Genomic DNA, 25,427 nt, shown 5'->3' on the forward strand with positions numbered 1-25,427 from the left:
CTGCCGAAGGCGAAGCCGCCATCCGCACCGTCGTCGATACCGCCCGCCTCACCGGCGCCAGCCCGTTCCGCACCATCCTCAAAACCGTCGGCGCCTAAACCTCACGATTACGGGGGTGGGTAATTACGCATCGAGGCTGACGGTCTCGCGAATCCACTGAGCGACCTTGTGGCTCTGTAGCTCGCCCGGCGGCGTCCCAGACCCTTTCCGGTGTCGCTTGGGGTCATAGAAGAGCGGACCGGGTGACGCCGCTTGAACGAACGACATGAAGCCCAGTTCACTCAGGTGGGCGTGGAGAGGGACGGTTCGCGGTTCACCGGTCTTGGTCACCCGGAGGTCCATAACGAGGATGCCGGCCTCAGTTCGGATGTCCCGCTTCTCAAGGTTTGTGAGTTCGGTGATTCGTGCACCCGAGTATGCGGCCAACCAGGGGCACCACCGCCTCGACGCTGCACGGGTAGGGTTCTGATCGTCGGGCTGGACCGCAGAGGCCGCTGAGAGGATCGCCGCTATCTCGTGATCCCGGAATGTCCGCTCCCGTTGGGCGATGACCCTTGGCTCATCCAGGGTGATGCCCGTGACAGGATTGGAGGGCACGAACTGTCCACCTGATCGCCCAGATGCCCACCGGAAAATCGAACTGACGGCGACCAGATCGTTCTTGTTTATGGCGCTCGCGCTTACCCCTTCAACGTCACGACGGCGCTCGGCCCATGCGAACACGTCATCGGGTGTCAGGGATCGAACGTCTCGTTTCTTGGCAAAGGCGGCGAAGGATCGGAAGCTGCCTCGATACCGCTTGATCGTGTTTGCTGCCCGCTTGTCTGCCGAGTAGGTCTCCCATCGTTCGAAGAGGTCGAGAACGGTGACGGCAGGACCGACGATCGGGGTAGGGCAGGGGACCGGTGATGATGCTGTTCGACCCTGTGCCTCAGCGGCAACACCGTTAGTTGGACAGGGAAGGGATTGCGGGCTGACCTGAGTCGAACCCTCAGGCTGGTATCGCGGACCGCCCTTGTGAGACTGCCAGAACCGTTTCAGGGCACCGTCTGCTATCGAGTGACGGATACGTGCCTCGGAGGGTTCTTTGGTCCGTAACGATAGCTGAACGACCGGACCAACCGTGACAGTGAACCATGCGTCACCGATCGGAAGGCAGACAGACCATCCCTTAAGCTCGTCTACGATCGAGAGGGGAGTTCGTTGCCGTAGATGAAAAACCCCTGTCTTAGGGTCCTTCCACGGCCGGGCGACTCTTAATGGCATGTGTGAGACCGCTGTGTGAGAGTGCGGTCATCCTCAAGCCGAGATTTTAGCCTAACCTCATGTAATCATTGAGGCCCGGGTGCCGGATGGGCTGGTGCCGGTGGAGAGGATCGAACTCCCGACCTTCGGTTTACAAAACCGCTGCACTACCGCTGTGCTACACCGGCGGACCCGTTTCGATGCCGCGGCGGGACGAAGCTGCGCCGCGGTGCTGATCGACGCGTCTTAGACGATGGTTGCGCGGGGTTCGTCAAGGCGCGGGACGCGGGCGCGCTCGTCGCCGCGACCCAGGGACCCAGCGCCCTGGCGGCAGGCGGCGAAGGGCTTATCTCAACAGCTGACGGTGCGCACGCGCCCGGGCGTCGCGATCTGCGATGCGTTCGGGCGAGGCGGTCCCGTCGGCGCTCCCCGAGGGCCCGGCATCCGGTCCGCCGCGGGCGAGCGCGTCGAAACGAGACCCGGAGCGCCCGGCCCACGCGGGTCGGATCGGGCTTCGCGGTCGGGGAGAGGTGCGAACCCAGCCGATGTCAGAGACCGATCCGGAAGCCAACCGCTTCTCCGCCCGCGCCAGCCGCTACGCCCGCGTCGGCGCCAACGTCGGCGGGGTCGCCGCGCGGATGGCCGGCGCCCGCTTGTTCGGCAAGGAGGGCACCACCAACGCGGCGGCTTTGGCGCAGGCGCTCGGCGGCCTGAAAGGCCCGATCATGAAGGTGGCGCAGCTGCTCGCCACCGTGCCCGACCTGCTCCCGCCCGAATACGCGGCGGAGCTGCAGAAGCTCCAGGCCGACGCGCCGCCGATGGGCGCGGCCTTCGTCAAGCGCCGGATGCAGGCCGAGCTCGGGGTCGGCTGGCAGGCGCGGTTCGAGAGCTTCGACCTGAAGCCCGCCGCCGCCGCCTCCCTCGGCCAGGTCCACCGCGCCACGGCGCTCGACGGCACGGCGCTCGCCTGCAAGCTCCAGTACCCGGACATGCAGTCGGCGGTGGAGGCCGACCTGAAGCAGCTCGAGGTCGCCTTCGCCCTGCACCGGCGGATGAACTCCTGGCTCGACACCCGCGAGATCGCCAAGGAGATCGGTGCCCGCGTCCGCGAGGAGCTGGACTACGCCCGCGAGGCCAAGCACGGCGCCCTCTACGGCACCGTCCTCAAGGACATCGCGGCGGTGCGCGTGCCGGCGATCCACGCGGATCTGTCGACCAAGCGCCTGCTGACGCTGGGCTGGCTCGACGGCGAGCGCATCCTCAACTTCACGGAATCCCCCGTCGAGATCCGAAACCGCATCGCGCAGGCGATGTTCAAGGCGTGGTGGCACCCGTTCAGCCGCGCCGCGGTGATCCACGGCGACCCGCACCTGGGCAACTACACGGTGTTCTCCGAGGGCGAAGGGGCAGAGCGGGAGCCGCAGGGCATCAACCTGCTCGACTACGGCTGCGTGCGGATCTTCCATCCGCGCTTCGTCGGCGGCGTGGTCGACCTCTACCGCGGCCTGCTCACCCAGGACATGGCGCGGACCGTCCACGCCTACGAGGTCTGGGGCTTCAAGGACCTCGACAAGGAGAAGATCGAGATCCTCAACATCTGGGCGCGCTTCATCTACGGGCCGCTGCTCGAGGATCGCACCCGCACCGTCGCCGACGGGGTGAAGCCCGGCGAGTACGGAAGGCGCCAGGCCTTCGAGGTGCACCAGGCCCTGAAGGCGAAGGGGCCGGTGACCGTGCCGCAGGAATTCGTGTTCATGGACCGGGCCGCGGTCGGCCTCGGAGCCGTGTTCCTGCACCTCAAGTCCGAGCTCAACTATCACCGCCTGTTCGAGGCGGAGATCGAGCGCTTCAGCCTCGACGCTCTCGCCGAGCGGCAGGCGGAGGCGCTCGGCGCGGTCGGGCTGCCTCTGCCGGCCTGAGGGTTCGCGAATCGGGGGCCTCGGCGGATCGCGAGATAACGCGTCCCTCGCCGGCTCACGATCGCGTGTCCGGACGATCTTTTGTGCGCAAGTGAATTGAGGGCCAAGCAAAGCCGTGCGATGCCCGATCCCGCCGGTTGCGGCCGATTGCGGCAGCAATAAGCTTGGGCTAAACCCGCTCCCACCGAGAAGTGGTAGCGTCGAGGACGAGCGCACGATGGCCGATACGAAGGGCGTTTCCGGTGGGGCCTACAGCCCCGCGATGGACGCGAAGACGCACGAGCAGACCTATCGGGGATTCGTCCGCTTCGTCGAGATCGCCAGCGGCGTGGTGATCTGCTGGGTGCTCGCCCTGGCGGTCGGCGGCATCCGCGAGGCCTGGCTCACCGCGATCCTCGGCGTCGTCCTCTCGAGCGCGGCAGGCGCCCTCGGCGCCTTCGCGCCGAACATCGGCTGGCGTGCGCCTTGCGTGGTCGCCGTGCTCATGGCCCTCTATCTCGCCTTCGCCTGAGGCCTGACGTCTCGGAAAGGATCGGGGCGGTCCGCGCTCCGGAATTCGGGGCCGCCGCTTACAATCGTCACGCTTCCGTCAGTTCGTCTTACCAACTCGCCTCGAAAAGCCGTTCCATATCGCGCATTCGGGAGCGGTCAATCGAGGGAAGTCCTGAATGCGCATCGCTGTCCTGTCGGAGACCGATTCCGCGGAACCGCGGGTCGCGGCGGTGCCCGAGACGGTCAAGAAGTTCCTGGCGCTCGGCGCCGACGTGACCGTCCAGTCGGGCGCCGGGCTGAGGGCCGGCATGCCGGATTCCGAGTACGAGGCGGTCGGGGCCTCGGTCGCAGGCTCGGCCGAACAGGCCGCCCGCGACGCCGACCTGATCCTCAAGGTCCGCCGCCCCGGCGCCGACGAGCTCAAGCTCCTCAAGCGGGGCGCCGTGGTCGTCGCGATCATGGACCCCTACGGCCACGAGGCCGAGCTGCAGGCGATGGCCGAGGCGGGCGTCGACGGCTTCGCCATGGAGCTGATGCCGCGCATCACCCGCGCGCAGGTGATGGACGTGCTCTCGAGCCAAGCCAACCTCGCCGGCTACCGCGCCGTGGTCGACGGCGCCTCCGAGTACGGCCGCGCCATGCCGATGATGATGACGGCGGCCGGCACCGTGCCTGCCGCCCGCGTGTTCGTGATGGGCGTCGGCGTCGCCGGCCTGCAGGCCATCGCCACCGCCCGCCGCATGGGCGCGGTCGTCACCGCCACCGACGTGCGCCCGGCGACCAAGGAGCAGGTCGAGTCGCTCGGCGCGAAGTTCGTCGCCGTCGAGGACGACGAGTTCAAGCAGGCCGAGACCAAGGGCGGCTACGCCAAGGAGATGTCGGCCGAGTACCAGAAGAAGCAGGCCGACCTCGTCGCGACCCACATCGCCAAGCAGGACATCGTCATCACCACGGCGCTGATCCCCGGCCGCCCCGCGCCCAAGCTGGTCTCGGCGGCGATGGTCGCCTCGATGAAGCCCGGCTCGGTGCTCGTGGACCTCGCGGTGGAGCGCGGCGGCAACGTCGAGGGCGCCAAGCCCGGCGAGGTCGTCGTCAACGACCGCGGCGTGAAGATCGTCGGCCACCTCAACGTCGCCGGCCGGCTCGCGGCCAGCGCCTCGGCGCTCTATGCGCGCAACCTCTACGCCTTCGTCGAGACCCTGGTCGACAAGGAGTCGAAGGCGCTGGCGATCAAGTGGGACGACGAGCTCGTCAAGGCCACCAACCTGACCCACGACGGCTCCGTGGTGCACCCGTCCTTCCAGCCGAAGGCCGACGCGGCGGTCGCCGACCGCCCGAAGGACTCGCCGCAATCCGAGCCGGCCTCGGTCGGGCTGTCGAAGACCGGGGTGTCGGCGTCACCCAGCACTCAGCCAACGGGCGCGGCGTAGGCCGGTCGCGAGGAGCATAACGATGGCCAACATCCCCCCCGATCAGGCGGTCGACCAGACCCGCGTCCTCGCCGACACCGCGCGCTCGGCCGCGGCCGCCGCGCGCAATGCCGCCGACCAGGCGCAGGCGATCGCCGACGGCGTCGGCCACGGCCTCAGCGCCGTGACCCACGGCGCCGTCGACGCCACCGTGTTCCAGCTCGCGATCTTCGTGCTCGCGATCTTCGTCGGCTACTACGTGGTGTGGTCGGTGACCCCGGCGCTGCACACCCCGCTGATGTCGGTCACCAACGCGATCTCGTCCGTCATCATCGTCGGCGCGATCCTCGCCGCCGGCGTGCCGCTGATCGAGAAGGGCACCGGCTGGGCCCGCGCCTTCGGGTTCATCGGCATCGTGCTGGCCAGCGTGAACATCTTCGGCGGCTTCCTGGTCACCCAGCGCATGCTCGCCATGTACAAGAAGAAGGCCTGAGACATGTCCCAGAACGTCTCCGCCCTTCTCTACATCGTCTCGGGCGTCTTGTTCATCATGGCGCTGCGGGGGCTTTCGCACCCGACAACGTCGCGGCAGGGCAACCTCTACGGCATGGTCGGCATGGCGCTGGCCGTACTCACCACCCTGGTCGGCCATCCGCCGGCCGGCGCGGGCGCCTGGCTCCTCGTCTTCCTCGGGCTCGCCATCGGCGGCGGCGCGGGTGCGGTCATCGCCAAGCGCGTGCCGATGACGGCGATGCCGCAGCTCGTCGCCGCCTTCCACTCGCTCGTCGGCCTCGCCGCCGTGGCGGGTGCGGCCGCGACGCTCTACGCGCCGCAGGCCGTGGGCATCCTCGAGAACGGCCACATCCACAAGGAGTCGCTGTTCGAGATGGCGCTCGGCGCGGCGATCGGCGCGATCACCTTCACCGGTTCGGTCATCGCCTTCGCCAAGCTCGACGGCCGGATGTCCGGCAAGCCGATCATGCTGCCGAGCCGGCACCTCATCAACATCGGCCTCGCGGTGGCGCTGGTCGTGCTGATCGCGGTGTTCATCGGCGGCGAGAGCAAGGTCGTCTTCTGGCTGATCGTGCTGCTGTCCTTCGCCCTCGGCGGCCTGCTCATCATCCCGATCGGCGGCGCGGACATGCCCGTCGTCGTCTCGATGCTGAACTCCTACTCGGGCTGGGCCGCCGCCGGCATCGGCTTCACGCTGGGCAACCTCGCGCTGATCATCACCGGCGCGCTGGTCGGCTCGTCGGGCGCGATCCTGTCCTACATCATGTGCCACGCGATGAACCGCTCGTTCATCTCGGTCATCCTCGGCGGCTTCGGCGGCGACGCCGCGGCGGGTGCCGGCGGCGGCGAGGTCGAGACCCGGCCGGTCAAGCAGGGCTCGGCGGACGACGCGGCCTACATCATGAAGAACGCCGAGCGGGTCATCATCGTGCCGGGCTACGGCATGGCGGTGGCGCAGGCGCAGCATTCGCTGCGCGAGATGGCCGACCTGCTCAAGAAGGAGGGCGTCGACGTGAAGTACGCCATCCACCCCGTCGCCGGCCGCATGCCCGGCCACATGAACGTGCTGCTCGCCGAAGCCAACGTGCCCTACGACGAGGTGTTCGAGCTGGAGGACATCAACGGCGAGTTCCCGCAGGCCGACGTGGCCTTCGTGATCGGCGCCAACGACGTCACCAACCCGGCCGCCAAGACCGACAAGGCCTCGCCGATCTACGGCATGCCGATCCTCGACGTGGAGCGGGCCAAGACCGTGCTGTTCATCAAGCGCGGCATGGGCTCGGGCTACGCCGGCGTCGAGAACGAGGTGTTCTTCCGCGACAACACGATGATGCTGTTCGGCGACGCCAAGAAGGTCGTCGACCAGATCCTCAAGAACCTCTGACCGGACGTCCTTCGATCCGGGATGCGGCGGACGGGGCGGGCAGCGATGCCCGCCCTTCTGCGTTCCGGGCGCTCGGGCTCGGGGTGCGCCCCGACGATGACTTGTGTCGAGCGGGGTCCTACAACCGCAACGCCGACCGCCGATCCGGTGCGACGGTTCTCCAACCCGGGGCTGGCATGTCGCCCGAGACCTCCGATCCCGAGCGCCTCGCCGAGTTGGAGGCGCTCGCCATCCTCGACACGGCCCCGGAGGAGGCCTTCGACGACGCGGTCCAGATCGCGCGCGCGCTCTGCGCCGCCCCCGTCGCCCTGGTGAGCCTCGTCGCCGCCGACCGGCAATGGTTCAAGGCCCGCGCCGGCTTCCTGTTCTGCGAGACCGAACTCAACGCCTCCATCTGCCGGCACGCGCTGGGCGAGCCGGACCTGCTCGTCATCCCCGACCTGACGCAGGACCCGCGCACCCGCGAGAACCCGCTCGTCACCGGCCCGCCGGGGATCCGGTTCTATGCCGGCGCGCCCCTGCGCACGTCGAGCGGCCGGGCGCTGGGCAGCCTCTGCGTCATCGACACCGTGCCCCGGCCCGGGGGCCTGAACGAGGATCAGGCTGACGCGCTTCGGCGGCTGGCCCGGCAGATCATGATCCTGATGCGCGAGCGGCGCCAGCTGGTCCGCCTGCAGGTCGAGGAGCGCCTGACCCGCGCCGCCTCGATCCGCCGGGCGGCCTTGATCGAGCTCGGCGACCACCTGCGCGACGTCACCTGCGTCGCCGCCATGACCGCCAAGGCCGCCGAGATCGTCGGCCGGACGCTCGATGCCAGCCGGGCCGGCTACGGCGAGATCGACGCGAGCGGGGTGCACGTCACGATCCTCCAGGACTGGACCGCGGCGGGGGTGGAAAGTCTCGCCGGCACGCACCGCTTCGCCGATTTCGGCCGCCTCGGCGCCTCGATCGAGCGCGGCGACGCCCTCGTCGTCGGCGCGGTCGCAGAGGACCCGCGGACCGCGCCGTTCGCAGCGCCGTTCATGGCGCAGGCCATCGGCGCCATGCTCGACGTGCCGGTGCGCGAGCGCGGACGGACGGTCGGGCTGTTCTTCGTCCACGCCGCCGCGCCGCGCGACTGGCTGCCGGAGGAGGTCGCCTTCGCCCGCAACGTCGCGGACCGGGTCCAGGTCGGGATCGGCCGCCTGCGGGCCGAGGAGCAGCAGGCGGTGCTCAATCGCGAGCTGAGCCACCGGATGAAGAACACCCTGGCGATGGTGCAGGCCATCGCCATGCAGACCATGCGCAACGCCACCGACCTGGAGGCGGCCCGCGACGCCCTCGCCAACCGGCTGATCGCGCTGGGCAAGGCGCACGACATCCTGCTCGACGGCACCCGCGAGAGCGCGAGCCTCGAAAAGGTCGTCCAAGGCGCGCTGACGATTCACGACGACGCGCAGGCGGGCCGCCTGCGGCTGTTCGGCCCGCACGTTCAGGTCGGCTCCAAGGCCGCGCTGTCGCTGTCGCTGATGATCCACGAGCTCGCGACGAACGCCGCCAAGTACGGCGCGCTGTCGACGCCCGCGGGCTTCATCGTGGTGGATTGGTCGATCGATGCCGCCGGCCGCGAGCCTATGGTCCGGCTGCGCTGGGCCGAGAGCGGCGGGCCGCCGGTCGCGACGCCGACGCGGCTCGGGTTCGGCAGCCGCCTGATCGAGCGGGGCTTGGCCGGGGCGATCGGCGGCGAGGTCCGGCTGACCTACCCGCCGGACGGCGTGCTCTGCGAGTTGGACGTGCCGCTCTCCGGGATGGAAGCCGACGAGTAGCGACCGCGACCCACATGCGGGCCGGGATTTGGCCGCCGTTGCGGTCTATGGTGGCCCCCGTGTCAGCCCTTCCTCACCTCTCGGCCCAGCCCGAGGCGCCCCGCGCCTTCCTCGGCGTCACCCGGTCCGTCCTCGGGCGGCCATGGCGGGAACGCTGCGCCGACCCGGCGGCGCAGGCCTACGCCGCGACCATGGTCCAGGCCCACGGCTTGCCGGAGCTGCTCGCCCGCGTGCTCGCCGGGCGCGGCGTCCGGCCGGACGGGTCGGAGGCCTACCTGCGCCCGCGCCTGCGCGACCTGATGCCGGACCCCGCCTGCCTCGTCGACATGGGGCCGGCGACCGAGCGCCTCGCGCGGGCGGTGCGCCGGGGCGAGAGCGTCGCGGTGTTCGGCGACTACGACGTCGACGGCGCCGCAAGCGCGGCCCTGCTGGCGGGATACCTGCGCCGGCTCGGCGTGCCGACCCGCATCCACATCCCCGACCGGATCACCGAGGGCTACGGGCCGAACGCGGCCGCGATCGCCGCGCTCGCCGGCGAGGGGGCGACGCTCCTCGTCTGCGTCGATTGCGGCACCAGCGGGCATGGTCCTCTGGCGGAAGCGGCCCGGCTCGGCCTCGACGTGATCGTCCTCGACCATCACGGTGCCCCCGAGCTGCTGCCGCCGGTCTGCGCCCTGGTGAACCCGAACCGCCTCGACGACCTTTCCGGTCTCGGCCACCTCTGCGCCGCGGGCGTCGTGTTCCTCACCCTGGTGGCCCTCGCCCGCACGCTTCGGGCGGAGGGGTATTTCGGGTCCCATCCCGAGCCGCCGCTCACCGATGCCCTCGACCTCGTGGCTTTGGCCACCGTCGCCGACGTGGTGCCGCTGACGGGCCTCAACCGCGCCTTCGTGGTCCAGGGGCTGACCGTGATGCGCGCCCGCGGCCGCCATGGGCTCGCCGCGCTCCTCGATGCCGCCGCCCTCGACGGGCCGCCGGAGGCGTGGCACCTCGGCTACCTGCTCGGCCCTCGCATCAACGCCGGCGGGCGCATCGGCGATGCGGGCCTGGGCGCGCGCCTGCTCACCACCGACGACCCGGCCGAAGCCGCCCGCATCGCGGTGGAGCTCGACCGCCTGAACCGCGAGCGCCAGGCGATCGAGGCTCAGGCGGTGGCGGAAGCCGAAGCGGAGATGGACCACGCCCTCGCCCTCGACCCCGATCGCCCGGTGCTGGTCGCAGGCAGCGCGGAGTGGCATCCGGGCATCGTCGGGCTGATCGCGGCGCGCCTCAAGGAGCGCTTCGGCCGACCGGCCTTCGCCTTCGCCCTCCGGCCGGACGGGTCGGCCACCGGCTCGGGCCGCTCGATCGCCGGCGCCGACCTCGGCCACGCGGTCCGCGCCGCCGTCGAAGCCGGCCTGGCGACGAAGGGCGGCGGCCACGCCATGGCCGCGGGCGTGACGCTGGCCGGCCCCGACCTGACGCGCTTCGCCGCCTTCCTCGCCGCGGACCTGGCGGAGGCCGTGGCCGAGGCGCGGGCGGTCGAGGCTTTGCTCCTCGACGGCACGGTCAGCGCCGGCGGCGCCACCGCCGAGACCGTCCGCCTGATCCAGCGCGCCGGCCCGTTCGGGCAGGGCGCGCCGGAGCCGGTCTTCGCCCTGCCGCGCCATCGCATCGTCGACGCCGGCCTCGTCGGCCACGGCCATGTCCGCGCGCGCCTGCGCAGCCGCGACGGACAGGCGGTCGGCGCGATCAGCTTCCGGAGCGCGCAAGGCCCGCTCGGACAGGCGATCCTCGCGGGAATCGGCTCCGAGTTCCACGTCGCCGGCACGCTGGCCTGCGACCGCTGGCGCGGGGCCGAGCGGGCGCAGGTCCGCATCTGCGATCTCAGCCCCGCGACTTGAGCCTCGCCGCGGAGCCGGCCTCGGCCCCGGCGCTCTCGCTACATCGTTAACGCGGCGTGGAGGCGCCGCGCCGTAAGCTCTCCGCATGCGCCTCCTCCTCTCCGCCACCCTCCTCCTCGCCGCGGCGCCGGCCTGCGCCGGCGGGGCCGAGGAGTTCTTCCTCGGCCGCCCGCCCTCGGTCGGCGTGGTGCAGGGCGGCGCCTTCGGCGTCGGCGGCGCGGACTACCTCGACGAGTCGCGCGCCCGCCGCCCGGTCTCGGCCCCGCGCCCCGTGCGGACCGCCCACCGCGTGGTCCACGTCCAGCGCGTGCGCCCGGTAGACCCGACCGCGATCGTCGCGCGGCCCTACTTCAAGCCGTGAGGCACCTGAGCGTTTTAATCCGCCCTGCCGCGTGCGGTGCGTCACGCCGCCAGAGGAATGGGCAAGCTATATAAGGTTCATGCAAGACGAATCGACGCCGAACCGGCGGACAGTCTTGTAAGAAGGAGCCTTATATCCACATGAAGACCCGTTCCGTTGCCGTAGTTGCTGTTCTGATCCTCGGCGTTGCTGTGCCCGCCTCGTCCGCGATGGCGTTCCGCTCTGAGGCGCCCGCCGCCCGCGTCGCCCCGCCCTCGCCCTACGACGACCTGACCACCGGTTCGCTCGGGTTCGACGCCGTGCCGGCGCCGCGCAGCGCCTGGTGCGCCCCGAGCTCGGCGAGCGAGGGCAACGCCAACCAGCAGACCCGCCCGGTGATGCAGTACGGCCAGACCAGCGGCGGACCCCGCTGCTGAGCGCGAAGCGGAACGGAATCACGTCCATGAAGCTGTTCAGCTACGCGATGATCGGCGCCTTCGTCTGCGGCCTCGTCCTCACCGCCGTCGGCTCCGTCAACGTCCTGATGTCCCTCTGACGCCGATGTCGGTGGGGCGCCGTTTCCACGCGGCGCGCGACCGGGTGTGACGCGCGATCTCCCTCCCTTGCAGAGGGGGGAGGGCATCGCAGGTGGCGAATTTCTCTTCGACCCCACTGGCAGCACCGGGAGGACGGCGGCGAGCCGATCGTCACTGGTGTCGACTCGCCTCTCGCGTGCTGCGTGAATACGGTGGTCCGCGCCAGAGTAAGGTCGGTGCTTCGTCCGAACACCCCGGGGCGGCACATCCAGGCTGGACATCTCTTAGGCGCCGGATTGGAATGTCCCCCTGTCCAAACGATGCCACGGGAGCCGAGGATGTCCGATCCGATCGTGATCGCCGGGGCGGCGCGCACGCCGATGGGGGCGTTCCAGGGTGAGCTCGCCCGCGTCGCGGCTCCGGAGCTCGGCGCGGCGGCGATCCGCGCGGCGGTGGCGCGAGCCGGGCTCTCCGGCGACGGCGTATCCGAGGTGGTGATGGGCTGCGTCCTGCCGGCCGGCCTTGGCCAGGCGCCGGCGCGGCAGGCGGCGCTCGGCGCGGGCCTGTCCGACGCGACACCCTGCGCCACCCTGAACAAGGTCTGCGGGTCGGGCATGAAGGCGCTGATGCTCGGCCACGACATGATCGCGGCGGGCTCGGCCGAGACCGTGGTCGCGGGCGGCATGGAGTCGATGTCGAACGCGCCCTACCTCCTCGACAAGGCGCGGGCCGGCCAGCGCCTCGGCCACGGGCGCATGATCGACCACATGTTCCTCGACGGGCTGGAGGACGCCTACGACCGCGGCCGGCTGATGGGCACCTTCGCCGAGGACACTGCGCAGCACTACCAGTTCACCCGGGAGGCGCAGGACGCCTACGCCCTCGAGTCGCTGGCCCGCGCCAAGCGCGCGACGGCCGACGGGGCCTTCGCCGACGAGATCGTCGCCGTCGGCGAGGTCACGAGCGACGAGGGCCCGCGCAAGGCCCGGCCCGAGAAGATCCCGACCCTGAAGCCCGCCTTCCGCCCCGACGGCACGGTGACGGCGGCCAACGCCTCGTCGATCTCCGACGGCGCGGCGGCCCTGGTGCTGATGCGCCGGTCGCAGGCGGAGCGCGGCGGCGTCGCGCCCCTCGGGATCGTGCGCGGCCACGCGAGCCACGCGGCCGCCCCGGCCTGGTTCTCGACCGCGCCGATCGGCGCCATCCGCAAGCTCCTGGACAAGGTCGGCTGGCAGGCCGGCGAGGTCGACCTCTACGAGATCAACGAGGCCTTCGCCGTGGTGGCGATGGCCGCGATGCGCGACCTCGACCTGGCGCCCGACCGCGTCAACGTCCACGGCGGCGCCTGCGCGCTCGGCCACCCGATCGGCGCCTCGGGCGCCCGCATCGTCGTCACGCTGCTCGCCGCGCTCGCCCGCACCGGCGGACGGCGGGGGATCGCCGCGCTCTGCATCGGCGGCGGCGAGGCGACGGCGATCGCGTTGGAGCGGATGTCCTGAGGGTTGCACGGACGTTCGACGGGTGGAACGCATTTCCCCTCTCCCCGCGAGCGGGGAGAGGCCCGCACGGACCTCGTCGTCCGTGCGGGAAGCGGAGGCGAAGCCGCAGCGGCGGTGAGGGGGGCGGAGCCGGACGAGCCTCTTCCGGGTCGGCCCCCTCACCCTCGGCTGCCGCCTCGCTTTGCCGACGACGAGGTCGTCAAAGCCCTCTCCCCGCAGGCGGGGCGAGGGGATGCGTGGTCTCGATCAGAGCCAGGCGTCGATGCGGACGGGTGCGGAACCCGGCGAACGGATCGCAGGCTGACGTTCCAAGCCTTCAGGCCGCCACGCCGGTCCCGATCGGGCAGGCCACGCCGGTTCCGCCCAGGCCGCAATAGCCCGCCGGGTTCTTGGCGAGGTACTGCTGGTGATAGCCTTCCGCGAAGTAGAAGGTCTGGCCGGAGACGATCTCGGTGGTGATGTCCGGGAAGCCCCGGGCCTTCAGCGCCGCGGCGTAGGCCGAGCGGACGGCCTTGGCCGTCGCCTCCTGCGCGGGATCGGTGAGGTAGATGCCGGAACGGTACTGCGTGCCGACGTCGTTGCCCTGGCGGTAGCCCTGCGTCGGGTCGTGGCTCTCGAAGAAGGTCTTGAGCACGGCGTCCAGCGGCAGCACCATCGGGTCGAAGGCCACCAGCACGACCTCGTTGTGCCCGGTGCGGCCGGAGCACACCTCCTCGTAGGTCGGGTTCGGGGTGAAGCCGCCTTGGTAGCCTACCGCCGTGACGAACACGCCCTCGGGCAGCTGCCAGAACTTGCGCTCGGCGCCCCAGAAGCAGCCGAAGCCGAGGCCGATCGTCTCGATGCCCGGCGGATACGGGCCCTTCAGCGGGTTGCCGCTGACGAAGTGGGTCTCGGCGGTCGGCAGCGGATCGGGGCGGCCGGGCAGGGCGTCGGCCGGGCTCGGCATCTCGGCCTTCTTGCGGAACAGGTGCAGCATCGGGCGTCCTTCGGGCAGGGTCGGATGATGCCCGTATATGGGGTCGCCTGCCCGGTTCATGAAGCGGACGCCGTCAGGAGCGCGTGAGGAACCCGATCGGTTCGCGCGCCGGCTGGCCGAGCCAGAGCAGCACCGCGCCGAGGCCGAGACCGAGCAGCGAGGCCGGCGCCAGCGTCAGCGGCAGCACCGCGAGGTTCCACAGCCACGGGGCGACGCCCTCGACCGCACCCTGAAGCGCGTTCGCCTTGTCCTTAGACAGGGTGAACAGCAGCTCGCTCAGCGGTGTGATCCGCAGGCCGTTGTTCGCGACCGAGCGCGCCCCGTCGTAGACCAGGGCGACGAAGCCGCCGGCCAGCAGCACGAAGCCGAGGAAGCGCAGGAGAAAACGGAACATCGCGGGGTCTCGGGAGCACGCTTGTCGGCCGGTCCTGAGGGGGTTACGAGCCCCGCCCGCGCCGCGCAAGCGGTTGCCGCGCCCGCGCCCGCCGTGCCACAGGGGCGATCCCGGCGACAGGAACCGACCTTCCGTGAGCATAAGCCTACAGGCCCCGGCGCCGGCCCTCGTGATCTTCGATTGCGACGGCGTTCTGGTCGACAGCGAGCCCCTGAGCCTCGCCTGCCTCACCGCCGGGCTCAACCGCATCGGCGTCGCCATCGACGTCGAGACCGTGCGGGCGCGCTTCGCCGGCACCTCCATGACCTCGATCATGGGCCACGTCGAACGCGACTACGGCGTGACGGCTCCCGAGGGCTTCGTCGCGGCGGTGAAGGCCGAGACCCTGGCGATCTTCGACGCGGAGCTACAGGCCATGGCCGGGATCGCCGACGCCGTCGCGGCCCTGTCGCTGCCGACCTGCGTCGCCTCGAGCAGCGATCCCGTGCGGCTGCGCCACTCGCTCGGCCTCACCGGCCTGCTGCCGCTGTTCGAGGGGCGGATCTACTCGGCTGTCGAGGTCGCCCGCGGAAAGCCGTTCCCCGACCTGTTCCTGCACGCCGCCGCGCGGATGGGGTTCTCCCCCGACGCCTGCCTGGTCATCGAGGACAGCGTGCCCGGCGTCACCGCAGCGCGGGCCGCCGGGATGCGGGTGCTGGGCTTCGCCGGCGGCGGCCATTGGGGCCACGACCGCGACGGCGCCGACCTGCTGGCGGCCGGCGCCGCCCGGGTCTACCGCGACCACCGCGACCTCTCCGCGCTCCTGGCCGCGCTTCCGGCCGAGACCCTTGCTGCGACCTCCGCGCAGGCCTGAGGCAGGATCGGGCTGCCGGTGCGGGCGGCGACGCGCGTTTTTTGCCCGAAACCTTCGGAAAAACGGAAACGGCTTCCTTTGACGCGGAGGCCTGCAATGTCCATCTTAGTCAGGCAGGGCGATGCCAAGCATCGCCGGCCGCGGTGATTTGAAGAGCCTCGCTTGCGCCGCGTCATCAAACGCTAAAGCACTGCCGGACAACGCCGTCCGGCGGTCCTTCATCGTCAGGAGGGCTTTTTCGTGATCCGATACGCTTCGAAGTCCGCTCTCCCCCTGCAGGGTGCGATGCCCCGCCGTCGCTGTCGCGGCTGACGCACGCGCCGACGGACGATCCGACCGCCCTGCAACGCCGGCCCACGAACGGCCCCGGGAGAATTCCATGCCTCAGCTTCATCCGGCCGCGCAGGCCGCGCCGCCGCACGATCTTTTCGCCGACCATTTGGCCCAACGCGCCCGCAACCGCCTGCACGCGGAGCCGCCGCCGACCCGGATCATCGAAGTCGGCGAGATCGCCGCCGGCATCGCCGTACCTGAGCCCGGCGGCGTGCGCTTCTTCTCCTCGGCCCGTGCCTTCGACGACCTCGACGGCACGGTCTTCCGCAGCACCGAGCAGGCAGCCCGCGCCGCCCGCGAGCGCTTCCGGGCCCGCACCACGCGGACGGCGGCGGGGTTAGGGCAGGGCGGCGGGAGGCTGGCCGCCGTCTAAGGGACCGGGTTTTTTCACCCCCGAAGACACGCGATCCTTGAGGTTGCCGCGCACCCCTCACCCCGCACGCGGGGAGAGAGATCTTCCGACGTCTTCGTCGGCGAAGCGATGCGGCAGCCGGCGGTGAGGGGGAATCGACAGACGAGCCTCCTTCGTCGACTCCCCCTCACCGCCGCTTCGGCTTCGCCTCCGCTTCCTGCAGGCACGACGAGGTGCCTGCAGGCCTCTCCCCGCCCGCGGGGAGAGGGGGGCCGCACCCGACGCACCGGGATCAGGCAGGCATGACGGCACGGGCGCCGGCAAGCCGGGTCCCGCTCCTACTTGCACTCCTCGCGCGTGCGCTTCATCGCCTCGCCGAAGCCGGCCAGCGCGTACTCGTCGCTGGTCGGCTTGCCGCGCATCGAGACGGTCTTGACCAGGAGCTTGGGCACCCGGCCGCTCATCTCGGTGACGACGCGGGTTTCCTCGGAAGGGTTCTGCAGCCAGGCGTTGCCGTCCTTGACCACGAGCCCGTAGCGGGCGCTGCCCAGGGTGATCGCCGGGTCGGTGGGGGCGGCTGCCGCACCGGGCTTGGCCTGCGCCGCGGCGGGCTTGGAGGGAAAGCCCAGCATCACCGCGATCTCGTTCTGGACGTTCTCGCCCTTGCGCACGGTGACGAAGAGGTAGGCGGTGTCGCGCTTGAGAGTGGCGGGCGAGCGGGTCTGCGGCTGCGCGATCGCATAGCACAGGCGGGTCCTTCCCTGGCCGCTGGCGAACACGTTCCAATCGCCGAAGATCGCCACCGGCGTCGCCTGCTGCATGCCGGGCGGCGTCGGCGCAGCCTTGCCCGGCGTCGCCTTGGCCGTCCGATCGCGGCCGCCTCGACGGCGGCGGCTCGGCGTGGCTGCCTCGGGGGCTTCGGCCTCCTGCGCGGAGGCGGAGGCGATCCCGAGGGTCCGGCCACCGCCGGCAGGCAGGAGGGCCGCCAGCGCGAGGGCGCCGAACGGAAGCAGGCAAAGGGCAAATCGCATCATCACGTCCCGGTCAGCGTGTCGGCGCGGCCCGCACGCCGAAGCCTCGGCCGGTGCGAAGCCGGCACCGGCCTCAGGAAGTCATGAAGCTTGGGCGACGGTTGGGCAAGATGGCGGCGACCTGCATGCCGGCGACCTGCATGCCGGCGACCTGCCGCCGTCAGCCGGCGTGGATCTCGGTGGCGGCGTTCTGGGCCGCCATCGCCGCCACCGGCAGAGCCGGAACCTCGTCGAGGTCGATCCGCACCGGGGGGGGCGGCGCAGTCGGGGCAGGCGCGGGTTTGGGCTGCGGATCGTTGTAGGGCGTGTTGTAGCCCTTGCGCACGGCGGCCCAGTAGGCGTCGCGCGACAGGCCGGAGCCGACGAGCGCCGCATCGATCATCGCGGTGGCGGTGGCGGCGAGCGCCGGAGTCTCCTCCGGCTTCGTCCAACTCTCGACGGGCATGCTGCGGTCTCCGATGCGCTCGCGCCGGTGTAGCAGAGCTTACCTAGCTGGACCGTGAACGCACGAACCCGGCTTTCGGTTGCTCTGCACCATTTTCAGGCAACCGGCTCCGCGAGCCGTGCGAGCCAGCCCTCGGCCTGCGCGCGGACGTTGGCCGGCGCGGTGCCGCCGAAGCTGACCCGGCTCGCCACCGAGTTCTCGACGCCCAGCACCGCGTAGACGGCTTGCGTGATCCGCGGCTCGGCCTCCTGCATCTCGGGCAGCGACAGCGCCTCCAGCCCGACGCCCTTGCCCGAGGCGACGCCGACGAGGCGGCCGGTGACGTGGTGCGCCTGCCGGAACGGCAGGCCGAGCTCCCGCACCAGCCAGTCGGCGAGGTCCGTCGCGGTGCTGTAGCCGGAGCCGGCGGCGCGGGCGAGCACGCCCGCGTTCGGCTCGAGGTCGCGGACCATGCCGGTCATCGCGGCAAGGCACAGCGACAGCGCCTGCAGCGCGTCGAAGGTGCCTTCTTTGTCCTCCTGCATGTCCTTCGAATAGGCCAGCGGCAGGCCCTTCATCACGGTGAGCAAGCCCATCAGGGCGCCGACGATGCGCCCGCTCTTGGCCCGCACCAGCTCCGCCGCGTCGGGGTTGCGCTTCTGCGGCATGATCGAGGAGCCGGTGGTATAGCCGTCCGACAGCCTGACGAAGTCGAACTGCGCCGAGGTCCACACCACCAGCTCCTCGGCGAAGCGCGACAGGTGGATCGCGCAGATCGAGGCGGCCGAGAGCGATTCCAGGGCGAAGTCGCGGTCGGCGACGGAGTCGAGCGAGTTCGCCGTCGGGCGGTCGAAGCCCAGCGCCGCGGCCGTGGCGTGCCGGTCGATCGGGAACGAGGTGCCGGCGAGGGCGGCGGCCCCCAGCGGGCACTCGTTGAGCCGGGCGCGCGCGTCGCGGAAGCGGCCGCGGTCGCGCGCCAGCATCTCGACGTAGGCGAGGCAATGGTGCCCGAAGGTGACCGGCTGGGCCGATTGCAGGTGGGTGAATCCCGGCATCACGGTGCCGGCATGCGCCAACGCCTTCTCGGCCAGCGCCTGCTGCAGCCCGGCGGCCTGCGCGTCGAGGTTGTCGAGGGTGTCGCGCACCCACAGCTTCATATCGGTGGCGACCTGGTCGTTGCGCGAGCGCGCGGTGTGCAGGCGCCCGGCCGACGGGCCGACGATCTCGGTGAGCCGGCTCTCCACCGACATGTGGATGTCCTCGAGCTCACGCCGGAACACGAAGGTGCCGGCCTCGATCTCGGACTGGACCGCCTTGAGTCCGTCTTGAATGGCCGCCACATCGTCGGCCGGCAGGATGCCTTGGGCGCCCAGCATCGCGACGTGCGCCAGCGAGCCGCGGATGTCCTGGGGCGCGAGGCGCTTGTCGAATCCGATGGAGGCGTTGATCTCCTCCATGATCTCGGCGGGGCCGCTCGCGAAGCGTCCGCCCCACATCCGGTTGCTCATGGTCTTCCCGATCCTTCCGCTCGCGCAAGAGCGTTTCGTGTGGTGGCATTTCCTTGACGCGAGCCGGCATCCACCGCGCTCGAAATGCTCTTAGGGACGCAACGATGATGCCTGGACGATTGATGGGCGCCGCGGTCGGCGCCGGCCTCGTCACCGCGTTGGCCGCCGGCCTCGCCCTATACGGGACCGGTGCGGGGCCGGGCAACGCCCCGGCGCCCTGCGCCGCCTCGGCCGCCGCCGTGGCGCGGGTCGACGCCGCCGCCCGCGGCGACGTGGCGGCGATGCAGGCGCCCGAGAAGGCGCGACAGGCGCCGGACATCGCGTTCAAGGGCCCGGGCAAGGAGGTGGGGGGCGAAGGAGCCCAGGCGGACGTGCGGCTTTCGGACTTCCGCGGCCGTCTCGTCCTCGTGAACCTGTGGGCGACGTGGTGCGCGCCGTGCAAGGCCGAGATGCCGGCCCTCGACCGGCTCGAGGCCGCCCTCGGGGGCAAGGACTTCGCCGTCGTCGCGATCAACCTCGATACGCGCAACCTCGACAAGCCGCCGGTCTGGATGCGGGACAACGGCATCGCGCGCCTGGCCTACTATGCCGACCCGGGCGGGCGCGTCCTGCCGGCGGTGCAGCGCGACACCGGCTCGCCCGGCCTGCCGACGACGCTGCTCGTCGACCCCGCCGGCTGCACGATCGGAGTGATGAAGGGGCCGGCCGAATGGTCGAGCCCGGACGGGCTGGCGCTGATCCGCGCCGCGCTCGGCCGCACGTCATGAACCGGTCCACGCCCTGAACCCGGCGGCATGTTCTGCACACGGCGGCATGTCCGGAACCTGGCGTCACGTCCCGAACCGGTCGAGGAACCGGTGACCACGTTCGCAGGCACCGATGTCCACGCGCCCTGCCGACGTCCATAACACCTTGGAACGAGACGCGAAGTCCGGGTCCGGCAGACGAATCGCAGCGATGTCCGATTGCCTGACGCGTAAGTCTGCGGCATAGCCTGGCTATAGCCGAGGTTGGGCCATGATCTTCGTCACGGATGCCGTAGGAAAGATGGTCTATCTCAGTCAGGAATGGACGGTTCTGACTGGTCAACAGCTTGAAGACGTCTCCCAACGTGGCTGGAGCAAGGTCATCCATCCGGACGACCTCGCGATCGTGGGCACCGTGGTGGCCGAGGCGACCGTCGCGCGGAGCGAGTTCACCGTGCGCTACCGCCTGCTCTCGCCGGACGGGCGGGCGATCTGGGTCGCGGCCGGCGCGGTGCCGTCCTTCGGGCCGCCGGAGCGGACCTTCCTCGGATTCCTCGGCTCGATCAGCCTGCTCGCGGCCCCCCCGCCGAAGGGCACCGCGAGCGGTGCGCTCGGTCGCTTCAGCCGTCCGTCGCCGGTGGCGGAATCCGAGCCGCGCTCGGTCCTGGAGCTGGTCGCCGACCACCTGATCACGGCGCACGCGCTGATCATGCAGGACGGCGGCACCTGCGCCTTGGCGGCGGTCGAGGTCGCGCTGCACGAGATCGGGCGCGAGCTCGCACGCGTATCCGAGACCGCGCAGGACGGCTCGAACCTGCACTGAGCGTTTATCGCCCGCGGCGGATGCCGGTGCGCGTCAGGAAAATGGTCTTGTCCGCGCCGCGGTCTCCTTACGCCTCCGTGTCGGCGTCGAGGTCGCGCCCGCGGGTCTCGTGCATCATCCAGGCGGCGATCGTGCCGAGCACGCTGAAGCCGACGAGGTAGTAGGCGGGCGCCAGCGGGTCGCTGGTGATCGCAATCAGCTTGTTGACGACGTAGTTCGTGCTGCCGCCGAAGATCGACACCGAGAAGGCGTAGACGATCGACAGCCCGGCGCTGCGCACCGCCCGCGGCAGCGATTCGGGGATCGCGACGATGATTGCCGCCGCGTTGATCGAGGACAGGGCCGACATCAGGAACGTCACCGCGTAGACCGAGGCCGCGGTCGGCGACTGCGCCAGCCACCAGAAGGTGGGCACGGCCAGCACCACGATCGCGGCGCGGGGCCAGACCAGCACCGGCCGCCGGCCGAAGCGGTCGGCGAGCCAGCCGCCCAGCAGCGGGAACACCACCGAGGCGAGGCCGAGTGCGATCGGCACCGCGGTCGAGACGGTCTCGGTGAGGCCGAGGGTGGCGCGGGCGTAGACCGGCATGTTGGTGCCGATGGCGTTCGAGACCGTCGAGGCGGCGATGACCACGAAGGTCAGGAGCAGCAGGCGCCCGTGCTCGCGCAGCAGCCGCATCACCACCGCGCCGGTGGAGGCCGCCGCCGCCGGGTCTTCGCCCTCGCCCGCCGTCTCGGGCAGGTGGCTGCGGATGACGAGGCCGACCGGGACGACGCCGACGCCGAGCAGGAACATGATGCGCCAGCCCCACTCCGCCATCGCCGCCTCGCCGAGGAAGAACGTGAGCGCGGTGGCGACGACGCCGGCGAACAGCGCGGCGCAGCCCTGGCTGGCGATCTGCCAGCTCGCCACGAAGCCGCGGTGCTTCGGCGGCGCCGCCTCCAGCAGGTAGGCGGTGGAGGGGCCGACCTCGCCGCCCAGCGCGAGCCCCTGGATCAGCCGCCCGACGATGACGATGACCTGCGCCCAACCCCCCAGCGTCGCGTAAGAGGGCGCCAGCGCCAGCATCAGCATGCCGACCGCCATCAGCGCGATGGTGATGAGCATGGCGGGCTTTCGGCCCGCCCGGTCGGCGAAGGCGCCGATGACGATGCCGCCGATCGGCCGCATCACGTAGCCGATGCCGAACAGGGCGAGCGAGGCGAGCAGGCTGTCGGTGGCGTTGGCGGAGGGGAAGAACGCCGCGCCGATCGGAACGGCGAAGAAAACGTAGAGCGTGAAGTCGTAGAATTCGAGCGCGTTGCCGAGGACCACGGCGCCGACCGCCTTTCGGTGCAGGGCCGGATGCTCCGGTGTCGTCGTTGCGGTCATCGCGCGTCCTTGCGTCATCCGTTCTGGCATAGCCGGCCCGGGCCGGGATCGCCACCGGCGGGGTCGCCCGCGAGGGCGAAGGCGAGCGCGAGGGAGGGTGCGAAGGGTTGCCCGCGGGCGCAAAGCCGGGCACCCCCGGCGCCATGACGAAGCCGCGCCCCCTTTCCGCGATCCGTAACGCGCTCGCCAGCGAGGCGGCCGGAGGCCTCGTGCTGATGGCGGCCGCCGCCTGCGCGCTCGTCGTCGCCAACACCGGCCTCGCCGAGACCTACGCCCACGCGCTGCACGCACCGCTCGGTCCGTTGAGCGTGCAGCACTGGATCAACGACGGCCTGATGGCGGTGTTCTTTCTGCTCGTCGGCCTGGAGATCAAGCGCGAGGCCCTGGACGGCCGCCTGCGGACCTGGCCCGACCGGGCGCTGCCCGGCATCGCGGCGATCGGCGGCATGGCGGTGCCGGCCCTTGTCTACCTCGCCTTCAACGCGGGCACCGGGACGGCGCGGGGCTGGGCGATCCCGGCGGCCACCGACATCGCCTTCGCGCTGGGCGTCCTGGCGCTGCTGGGTAAGCGCGTGCCGGTGTCGCTGAAGATCCTGCTCAGCGCGGTGGCGATCGTCGACGACCTCGGCGCCGTGGTGATTATCGCGCTGGTCTACACCGGCGGCCTCGACCCGACGATGCTCGGCCTCGCCGCCTTGGTGCTGGCGATCCTCGTCGGCCTGAACCGCGCCGGCGTCGCCGCGCTCACGCCCTACCTGTTGCTCGGCCTCGTGCTCTGGGTGCTGGTGCTGCGCTCCGGGGTCCACGCCACGGTGGCCGGCGTGCTCCTGGCGATGACCATCCCGATCCGCCCGAGCCCGGGCCGGCCGGAGGACGCGACCTCGCCGCTGCACCGGCTGGAGCACGCGATCACCCCCTTCGTCGCCTTCGGGATCGTGCCGCTCTTCGGCTTCGCCAACGCCGGGGTGCCCCTGCTCGGCCTGTCCCCGGGGGCGCTCCTCGACCCGGTGACGCTCGGCGTCGCGGGCGGGCTGTTCGTCGGCAAGCAGGTGGGCGTCTTCGCCGCCCTGCGCCTCGCCGTCTCCCTTGGGCTGGCGCACCGGCCCGGCGGGGCGACGTGGCGCCAGGTCTACGGCGTCGCGGTGCTCTGCGGCATCGGCTTCACCATGAGCCTGTTCATCGGCGCGCTCGCCTTCACCGACGCCGCCCACGAGACGGAGGTGAAGCTCGGGGTTCTCGTCGGTTCCCTGCTCTCCGGGCTGGCGGGCGCCGCGATCCTTGGATCTGCCGCCCCGCGGGGCCCGGCGCGGGCCTGAATCCCGGCGGCCGTGAGCCGGCTGCGGAATTCGAAAGAATGGCCTTGCCAGTCCGGCCCGGACGGGTCTAGCCTCTCCTCATGGCGACGCGGCTTCCTCTCCAGAGGCCCCGGCGCCGGATCGAGACGAAGAGGAGGTCTGCCATGCATGCAAGCCCGACCCACGTCCATTCCGCCGACACCGGTGCCGGTGACCAGGACGATCCGCCGAGCGTCCACCGACAGGGATAGAGGTTTTCGGGAGGGTTTTAGGCGCCCGACCCCACGGCCCTGAGCGCCCTGGGACGAACGCCGGACACCAACCCTCGAACCCGGGAACGTGGCCCCTGCCACCGGCCCGTCGGCGAAAGCCGACGGGCTTTTTCGTTGCAGCCATCCGGCCGCTGACGCAGCGCAGCACCAGGCGCGCGGGCCGTCGCAATCGTATCCAAAATTACTTAGGTATCCGCCCCTGGCTGCTCTTGCGCGAGGGTGACGAAGCGGTAACGTCGAGCATCAATACACGAGGAGAGAATCACCGCGGAAGCAGATCGACGGCTCACGAGACGATCAACGCAGCACAGGATGGCCCCCATGCCCGAGACGATTCGCGTCAAGCCCACCCACGACGGCACCTATACGGTCTATCGCGGGTCCACTGCCTTGATCTCAGGCCTCACGCGCCTCCAGGCCGAACGCTACGAGGCCAGCATCGGCGACCGTCGGCTCTCCGGGCTCCTCGCCGCCTCCGCCTGATCCGAGCGTCGGCCCGGCCGCCTCGCGCACCGGGTCGCCCGATCGAAGCGTCAGCCCAGCGTCAGCGGGCCAAGGTCCGTCACGGTCCCGCCCGCTCCGATCCCACGCTGCGTCGCCGACACGACGTGGCGCCCCCCGTTCTCCGAGAACGCGTACAGGATGTAGGCCGCCCGCCGCGCGGCTTCCGAGCCGTGCCCGCCCGCATGCGCGCCGGGCCGGGCCGAGGCGGATGCGCCGCCGACCACCGGGATCGCCCGCCCGTCCGGTCCCGGCAGGTGGGCGACGCTCGCCACGTGGTTGTGCCCGTGCAGGACGAGGTCGGCGCCGACGCGGCCGAGCATCGCGCTGAACAGGGCGGCGTCGCGCAGGTCGCGGCCCGGGCTCGCCCCGCCGGGATGGGGCGGATGATGGATCATCACCACGCGGGCCGGCCGCGACGGGTCTGTCGCCAGCGTCCGCAACAACGATTCGGCCGCCGCGATCTGGCGTGGCCCGAGTCGGCCGGTGGCGACGAACGGCACGGTCGGGATCGCGCTCGACAGTCCGACCAGCGCCAGCGGCCCGCGCCGGCGCAGGTACGGAAACGTGCCGCCTCCGCCGGCGTCGTCCGCGGTCCAGGCGCCGCAGGCCGCGAGCAGCCCTTCGAGCGAGCCGCGCACGTAGGCGTCGTGGTTGCCGGGCACGAAGCTGACCGCCTCCGGCGTGCCGAGCGCCTCCAGGAAGATGCGCGCGGTGTCCCACTCGCTCGGCAGGCCGATGTTGCACAGGTCGCCGGTGCAGGCGACGTGATCCGGCGCCTGCAGCCTCAGGTCCGCGACCAAGGCAGCCAGCGTTTCCATGTCGTGGCTGCGCGAGCGCCCGCGGCGCCAGTTCGCGTAGCCCGTCGCGCGCTTGCCGAAGAGCTGGTGCAGGCGCGGCCGCGGCAGCGGGCCGACATGCGGGTCTGTGAGGTGGGCGAGGCGGAAGGACACCGGGCCATCGCATCGCGGTTGGGGCCGGCCGCGTCAAGCGAGGCGCCGTGCCCGAGGGGCCGGCGTGGGGCGGACGTCAGGTCAGCGCCACCAAGCCGACGCCGAAGATCATCAGGCCCGCCCCGAGGACACGCCACAGGCTCGCCGGATGGACCTGGAAGCCGATCCAGCCGTAATGGTCGAGGACGATCGAGGCGGCGACGCCCACCGTCACGACGATCCCGAGGAAGGACGCGGCCCCGAGGGAAGGGGCGGCATAGAGCTGGGCCAGGATCAGCAGGACGCTGAGACAGCCGCCGAGCCAGCCCCACCAGGGCACCTCGGCCATCTGCTGCCAGCTCGGCACGCCGAGCTTGCCGAAGGCGAGGCCGCCCAGCAGCATGAAGCCGGTGCTGACGAAGAGGATCACCACCGCCGCCGTGACCGGAAGCCCGAAGGACTTCGACAGGGCCGCGTTCTGTCCCGGCTGGACCGCATTCGCGAGCCCGGCGAGGATCGTCAGTCCGTAAAGATACCACATGACTCAAGGTATCGGCGGCGGCACGGCTCAGTTTCGCCGATCCCGAAGC

At 71.2% G+C, this 25,427-nt stretch carries 25 protein-coding genes and 1 tRNA gene; 16 read left to right on the plus strand and 10 right to left on the minus strand.

Translation table 11 applies throughout. The annotated features are described in order from the left end of the window. Positions 1-123: 123 nt before the first annotated feature. Positions 124-1,266 (minus strand): site-specific integrase, encoded by a 1,143-nt coding sequence (locus tag FV226_RS07670; protein ID WP_147762447.1) that lies wholly within the window; start codon positions 1,264-1,266, stop codon positions 124-126. A 92-nt stretch (positions 1,267-1,358) separates the two neighbouring features. After that, positions 1,359-1,433 (minus strand) — tRNA-Thr (locus FV226_RS07675). 357 nt (positions 1,434-1,790) lie between these two features. Between FV226_RS07675 and FV226_RS07680 the strand changes: the two genes are divergently transcribed. From FV226_RS07680 to FV226_RS07725, 10 genes are all read left to right on the plus strand, one after another. Next, positions 1,791-3,164: an AarF/UbiB family protein gene (locus FV226_RS07680; RefSeq protein ID WP_147762448.1), complete on the plus strand. Its 1,374-nt coding sequence runs from the start codon at positions 1,791-1,793 to the stop codon at positions 3,162-3,164. A 217-nt stretch (positions 3,165-3,381) separates the two neighbouring features. Further along, the gene (locus FV226_RS07685; protein ID WP_147752424.1) at positions 3,382-3,675 is read left to right on the plus strand and encodes an aa3-type cytochrome c oxidase subunit IV; all 294 of its coding nucleotides are present in this window, start codon (positions 3,382-3,384) and stop codon (positions 3,673-3,675) included. 157 nt (positions 3,676-3,832) lie between these two features. Continuing rightward, a complete protein-coding gene (locus FV226_RS07690) occupies positions 3,833-5,086 on the plus strand; it encodes a Re/Si-specific NAD(P)(+) transhydrogenase subunit alpha (protein WP_147762449.1) in 1,254 nt (417 codons plus the stop codon). A gap of 22 nt (positions 5,087-5,108) precedes the next feature. After that, a complete protein-coding gene (locus FV226_RS07695; protein WP_147726547.1) occupies positions 5,109-5,558 on the plus strand; it encodes an NAD(P) transhydrogenase subunit alpha in 450 nt (149 codons plus the stop codon). Between the two features lie 3 nt (positions 5,559-5,561). After that, the gene (locus FV226_RS07700; protein WP_147762450.1) at positions 5,562-6,962 is read left to right on the plus strand and encodes an NAD(P)(+) transhydrogenase (Re/Si-specific) subunit beta; all 1,401 of its coding nucleotides are present in this window, start codon (positions 5,562-5,564) and stop codon (positions 6,960-6,962) included. 176 nt (positions 6,963-7,138) lie between these two features. Further along, entirely contained in the window at positions 7,139-8,767 is a 1,629-nt protein-coding gene (locus FV226_RS07705) for a GAF domain-containing protein (RefSeq protein ID WP_147762451.1), read from the plus strand. 47 nt (positions 8,768-8,814) lie between these two features. Continuing rightward, a complete protein-coding gene (gene recJ, locus FV226_RS07710; protein ID WP_147762452.1) occupies positions 8,815-10,650 on the plus strand; it encodes a single-stranded-DNA-specific exonuclease RecJ in 1,836 nt (611 codons plus the stop codon). An 85-nt stretch (positions 10,651-10,735) separates the two neighbouring features. Next, positions 10,736-11,011, plus strand: a complete 276-nt coding sequence (locus FV226_RS07715) for a hypothetical protein (protein WP_147762453.1) — start codon at positions 10,736-10,738, stop codon at positions 11,009-11,011. Positions 11,012-11,151: 140 nt separating this feature from the next. Then, entirely contained in the window at positions 11,152-11,427 is a 276-nt protein-coding gene (locus FV226_RS07720) for a hypothetical protein (RefSeq protein ID WP_147762454.1), read from the plus strand. A 437-nt stretch (positions 11,428-11,864) separates the two neighbouring features. Continuing rightward, the gene (locus FV226_RS07725) at positions 11,865-13,025 is read left to right on the plus strand and encodes an acetyl-CoA C-acyltransferase (protein WP_147762455.1); all 1,161 of its coding nucleotides are present in this window, start codon (positions 11,865-11,867) and stop codon (positions 13,023-13,025) included. A 316-nt stretch (positions 13,026-13,341) separates the two neighbouring features. Here FV226_RS07725 and msrA read toward each other — a convergent pair whose 3' ends face one another. Both msrA and FV226_RS07735 read right to left on the minus strand, forming a co-directional pair. Continuing rightward, the gene (gene msrA, locus FV226_RS07730; RefSeq protein WP_147762493.1) at positions 13,342-13,998 is read right to left on the minus strand and encodes a peptide-methionine (S)-S-oxide reductase MsrA; all 657 of its coding nucleotides are present in this window, start codon (positions 13,996-13,998) and stop codon (positions 13,342-13,344) included. Between the two features lie 76 nt (positions 13,999-14,074). After that, a complete protein-coding gene (locus FV226_RS07735; RefSeq protein ID WP_147762456.1) occupies positions 14,075-14,395 on the minus strand; it encodes a PetM family of cytochrome b6f complex subunit 7 in 321 nt (106 codons plus the stop codon). A 133-nt stretch (positions 14,396-14,528) separates the two neighbouring features. Between FV226_RS07735 and FV226_RS07740 the strand changes: the two genes are divergently transcribed. After that, on the plus strand, positions 14,529-15,248 hold the full coding sequence (locus FV226_RS07740) for an HAD family hydrolase (RefSeq protein WP_238271130.1): 720 nt from the start codon (positions 14,529-14,531) through the stop codon (positions 15,246-15,248). Between the two features lie 379 nt (positions 15,249-15,627). Further along, a complete protein-coding gene (locus FV226_RS07745; protein WP_238271128.1) occupies positions 15,628-15,954 on the plus strand; it encodes a hypothetical protein in 327 nt (108 codons plus the stop codon). Between the two features lie 317 nt (positions 15,955-16,271). Here the strand turns inward: FV226_RS07745 and FV226_RS07755 are convergent, their stop codons facing one another. From FV226_RS07755 to argH, 3 genes are all read right to left on the minus strand, one after another. Next, the gene (locus tag FV226_RS07755) at positions 16,272-16,967 is read right to left on the minus strand and encodes an invasion associated locus b family protein (protein WP_147752433.1); all 696 of its coding nucleotides are present in this window, start codon (positions 16,965-16,967) and stop codon (positions 16,272-16,274) included. Positions 16,968-17,124: 157 nt separating this feature from the next. Beyond that, complete coding sequence (locus FV226_RS07760; RefSeq protein WP_147752434.1) at positions 17,125-17,409, minus strand: hypothetical protein; 285 nt, start codon at positions 17,407-17,409, stop codon at positions 17,125-17,127. A 95-nt stretch (positions 17,410-17,504) separates the two neighbouring features. Then, positions 17,505-18,896, minus strand: coding sequence for an argininosuccinate lyase (gene argH, locus FV226_RS07765; RefSeq protein ID WP_147762457.1), 1,392 nt, complete (start codon positions 18,894-18,896; stop codon positions 17,505-17,507). A gap of 107 nt (positions 18,897-19,003) precedes the next feature. Between argH and FV226_RS07770 the strand changes: the two genes are divergently transcribed. Together FV226_RS07770 and FV226_RS07775 are read left to right on the plus strand one after the other, a co-directional pair. Continuing rightward, a complete protein-coding gene (locus FV226_RS07770; RefSeq protein WP_147762496.1) occupies positions 19,004-19,663 on the plus strand; it encodes a TlpA disulfide reductase family protein in 660 nt (219 codons plus the stop codon). 250 nt (positions 19,664-19,913) lie between these two features. Then, entirely contained in the window at positions 19,914-20,465 is a 552-nt protein-coding gene (locus FV226_RS07775) for a PAS domain-containing protein (protein WP_147750693.1), read from the plus strand. Between the two features lie 67 nt (positions 20,466-20,532). On the opposite strand, the gene FV226_RS07780 is transcribed toward FV226_RS07775, so the two are convergent. Then, on the minus strand, positions 20,533-21,837 hold the full coding sequence (locus FV226_RS07780) for an MFS transporter (protein ID WP_147762458.1): 1,305 nt from the start codon (positions 21,835-21,837) through the stop codon (positions 20,533-20,535). A gap of 143 nt (positions 21,838-21,980) precedes the next feature. On the opposite strand from FV226_RS07780, the gene nhaA reads away from it, so the two are divergent. Together nhaA and FV226_RS27910 are read left to right on the plus strand one after the other, a co-directional pair. Further along, positions 21,981-23,153: a Na+/H+ antiporter NhaA gene (gene nhaA / locus FV226_RS07785; protein WP_147762497.1), complete on the plus strand. Its 1,173-nt coding sequence runs from the start codon at positions 21,981-21,983 to the stop codon at positions 23,151-23,153. A 572-nt stretch (positions 23,154-23,725) separates the two neighbouring features. Next, positions 23,726-23,887, plus strand: a complete 162-nt coding sequence (locus FV226_RS27910; RefSeq protein WP_187273555.1) for a hypothetical protein — start codon at positions 23,726-23,728, stop codon at positions 23,885-23,887. A 50-nt stretch (positions 23,888-23,937) separates the two neighbouring features. On the opposite strand, the gene FV226_RS07790 is transcribed toward FV226_RS27910, so the two are convergent. Both FV226_RS07790 and FV226_RS07795 read right to left on the minus strand, forming a co-directional pair. Continuing rightward, complete coding sequence (locus tag FV226_RS07790; RefSeq protein ID WP_147762459.1) at positions 23,938-24,858, minus strand: metallophosphoesterase; 921 nt, start codon at positions 24,856-24,858, stop codon at positions 23,938-23,940. 76 nt (positions 24,859-24,934) lie between these two features. After that, positions 24,935-25,378, minus strand: a complete 444-nt coding sequence (locus FV226_RS07795) for a DMT family transporter (RefSeq protein WP_147750696.1) — start codon at positions 25,376-25,378, stop codon at positions 24,935-24,937. Positions 25,379-25,427 lie beyond the last annotated feature (49 nt).

The organism is Methylobacterium sp. WL12, from assembly GCF_008039475.1.
Classification (GTDB): domain Bacteria; phylum Pseudomonadota; class Alphaproteobacteria; order Rhizobiales; family Beijerinckiaceae; genus Methylobacterium; species Methylobacterium cerastii.

Excerpts from the sequence above, each read along its gene's own strand:
- FV226_RS07700 (WP_147762450.1), top strand. The coding sequence starts at position 5,562 with ATGTCCCAGAACGTCTCCGCCCTTCTCTACATCGTCTCGGGCGTCTTG.
- FV226_RS07690 (WP_147762449.1), top strand. The coding sequence starts at position 3,833 with ATGCGCATCGCTGTCCTGTCGGAGACCGATTCCGCGGAACCGCGGGTC.
- FV226_RS07680 (WP_147762448.1), top strand. The coding sequence starts at position 1,791 with ATGTCAGAGACCGATCCGGAAGCCAACCGCTTCTCCGCCCGCGCCAGC.
- FV226_RS07735 (WP_147762456.1), bottom strand. The coding sequence starts at position 14,395 with ATGTTCCGTTTTCTCCTGCGCTTCCTCGGCTTCGTGCTGCTGGCCGGC.
- FV226_RS07755 (WP_147752433.1), bottom strand. The coding sequence starts at position 16,967 with ATGATGCGATTTGCCCTTTGCCTGCTTCCGTTCGGCGCCCTCGCGCTG.
- FV226_RS07770 (WP_147762496.1), top strand. The coding sequence starts at position 19,004 with ATGCCTGGACGATTGATGGGCGCCGCGGTCGGCGCCGGCCTCGTCACC.
- FV226_RS07795 (WP_147750696.1), bottom strand. The coding sequence starts at position 25,378 with ATGTGGTATCTTTACGGACTGACGATCCTCGCCGGGCTCGCGAATGCG.
- FV226_RS27910 (WP_187273555.1), top strand. The coding sequence starts at position 23,726 with ATGCCCGAGACGATTCGCGTCAAGCCCACCCACGACGGCACCTATACG.
- FV226_RS07685 (WP_147752424.1), top strand. The coding sequence starts at position 3,382 with ATGGCCGATACGAAGGGCGTTTCCGGTGGGGCCTACAGCCCCGCGATG.
- nhaA (WP_147762497.1), top strand. The coding sequence starts at position 21,981 with ATGACGAAGCCGCGCCCCCTTTCCGCGATCCGTAACGCGCTCGCCAGC.
- FV226_RS07695 (WP_147726547.1), top strand. The coding sequence starts at position 5,109 with ATGGCCAACATCCCCCCCGATCAGGCGGTCGACCAGACCCGCGTCCTC.
- recJ (WP_147762452.1), top strand. The coding sequence starts at position 8,815 with ATGGTGGCCCCCGTGTCAGCCCTTCCTCACCTCTCGGCCCAGCCCGAG.
- FV226_RS07760 (WP_147752434.1), bottom strand. The coding sequence starts at position 17,409 with ATGCCCGTCGAGAGTTGGACGAAGCCGGAGGAGACTCCGGCGCTCGCC.
- FV226_RS07745 (WP_238271128.1), top strand. The coding sequence starts at position 15,628 with ATGCCTCAGCTTCATCCGGCCGCGCAGGCCGCGCCGCCGCACGATCTT.
- FV226_RS07670 (WP_147762447.1), bottom strand. The coding sequence starts at position 1,266 with ATGCCATTAAGAGTCGCCCGGCCGTGGAAGGACCCTAAGACAGGGGTT.
- FV226_RS07715 (WP_147762453.1), top strand. The coding sequence starts at position 10,736 with ATGCGCCTCCTCCTCTCCGCCACCCTCCTCCTCGCCGCGGCGCCGGCC.
- argH (WP_147762457.1), bottom strand. The coding sequence starts at position 18,896 with ATGAGCAACCGGATGTGGGGCGGACGCTTCGCGAGCGGCCCCGCCGAG.
- FV226_RS07705 (WP_147762451.1), top strand. The coding sequence starts at position 7,139 with ATGTCGCCCGAGACCTCCGATCCCGAGCGCCTCGCCGAGTTGGAGGCG.
- FV226_RS07780 (WP_147762458.1), bottom strand. The coding sequence starts at position 21,837 with ATGACCGCAACGACGACACCGGAGCATCCGGCCCTGCACCGAAAGGCG.
- FV226_RS07720 (WP_147762454.1), top strand. The coding sequence starts at position 11,152 with ATGAAGACCCGTTCCGTTGCCGTAGTTGCTGTTCTGATCCTCGGCGTT.
- FV226_RS07775 (WP_147750693.1), top strand. The coding sequence starts at position 19,914 with ATGATCTTCGTCACGGATGCCGTAGGAAAGATGGTCTATCTCAGTCAG.
- FV226_RS07725 (WP_147762455.1), top strand. The coding sequence starts at position 11,865 with ATGTCCGATCCGATCGTGATCGCCGGGGCGGCGCGCACGCCGATGGGG.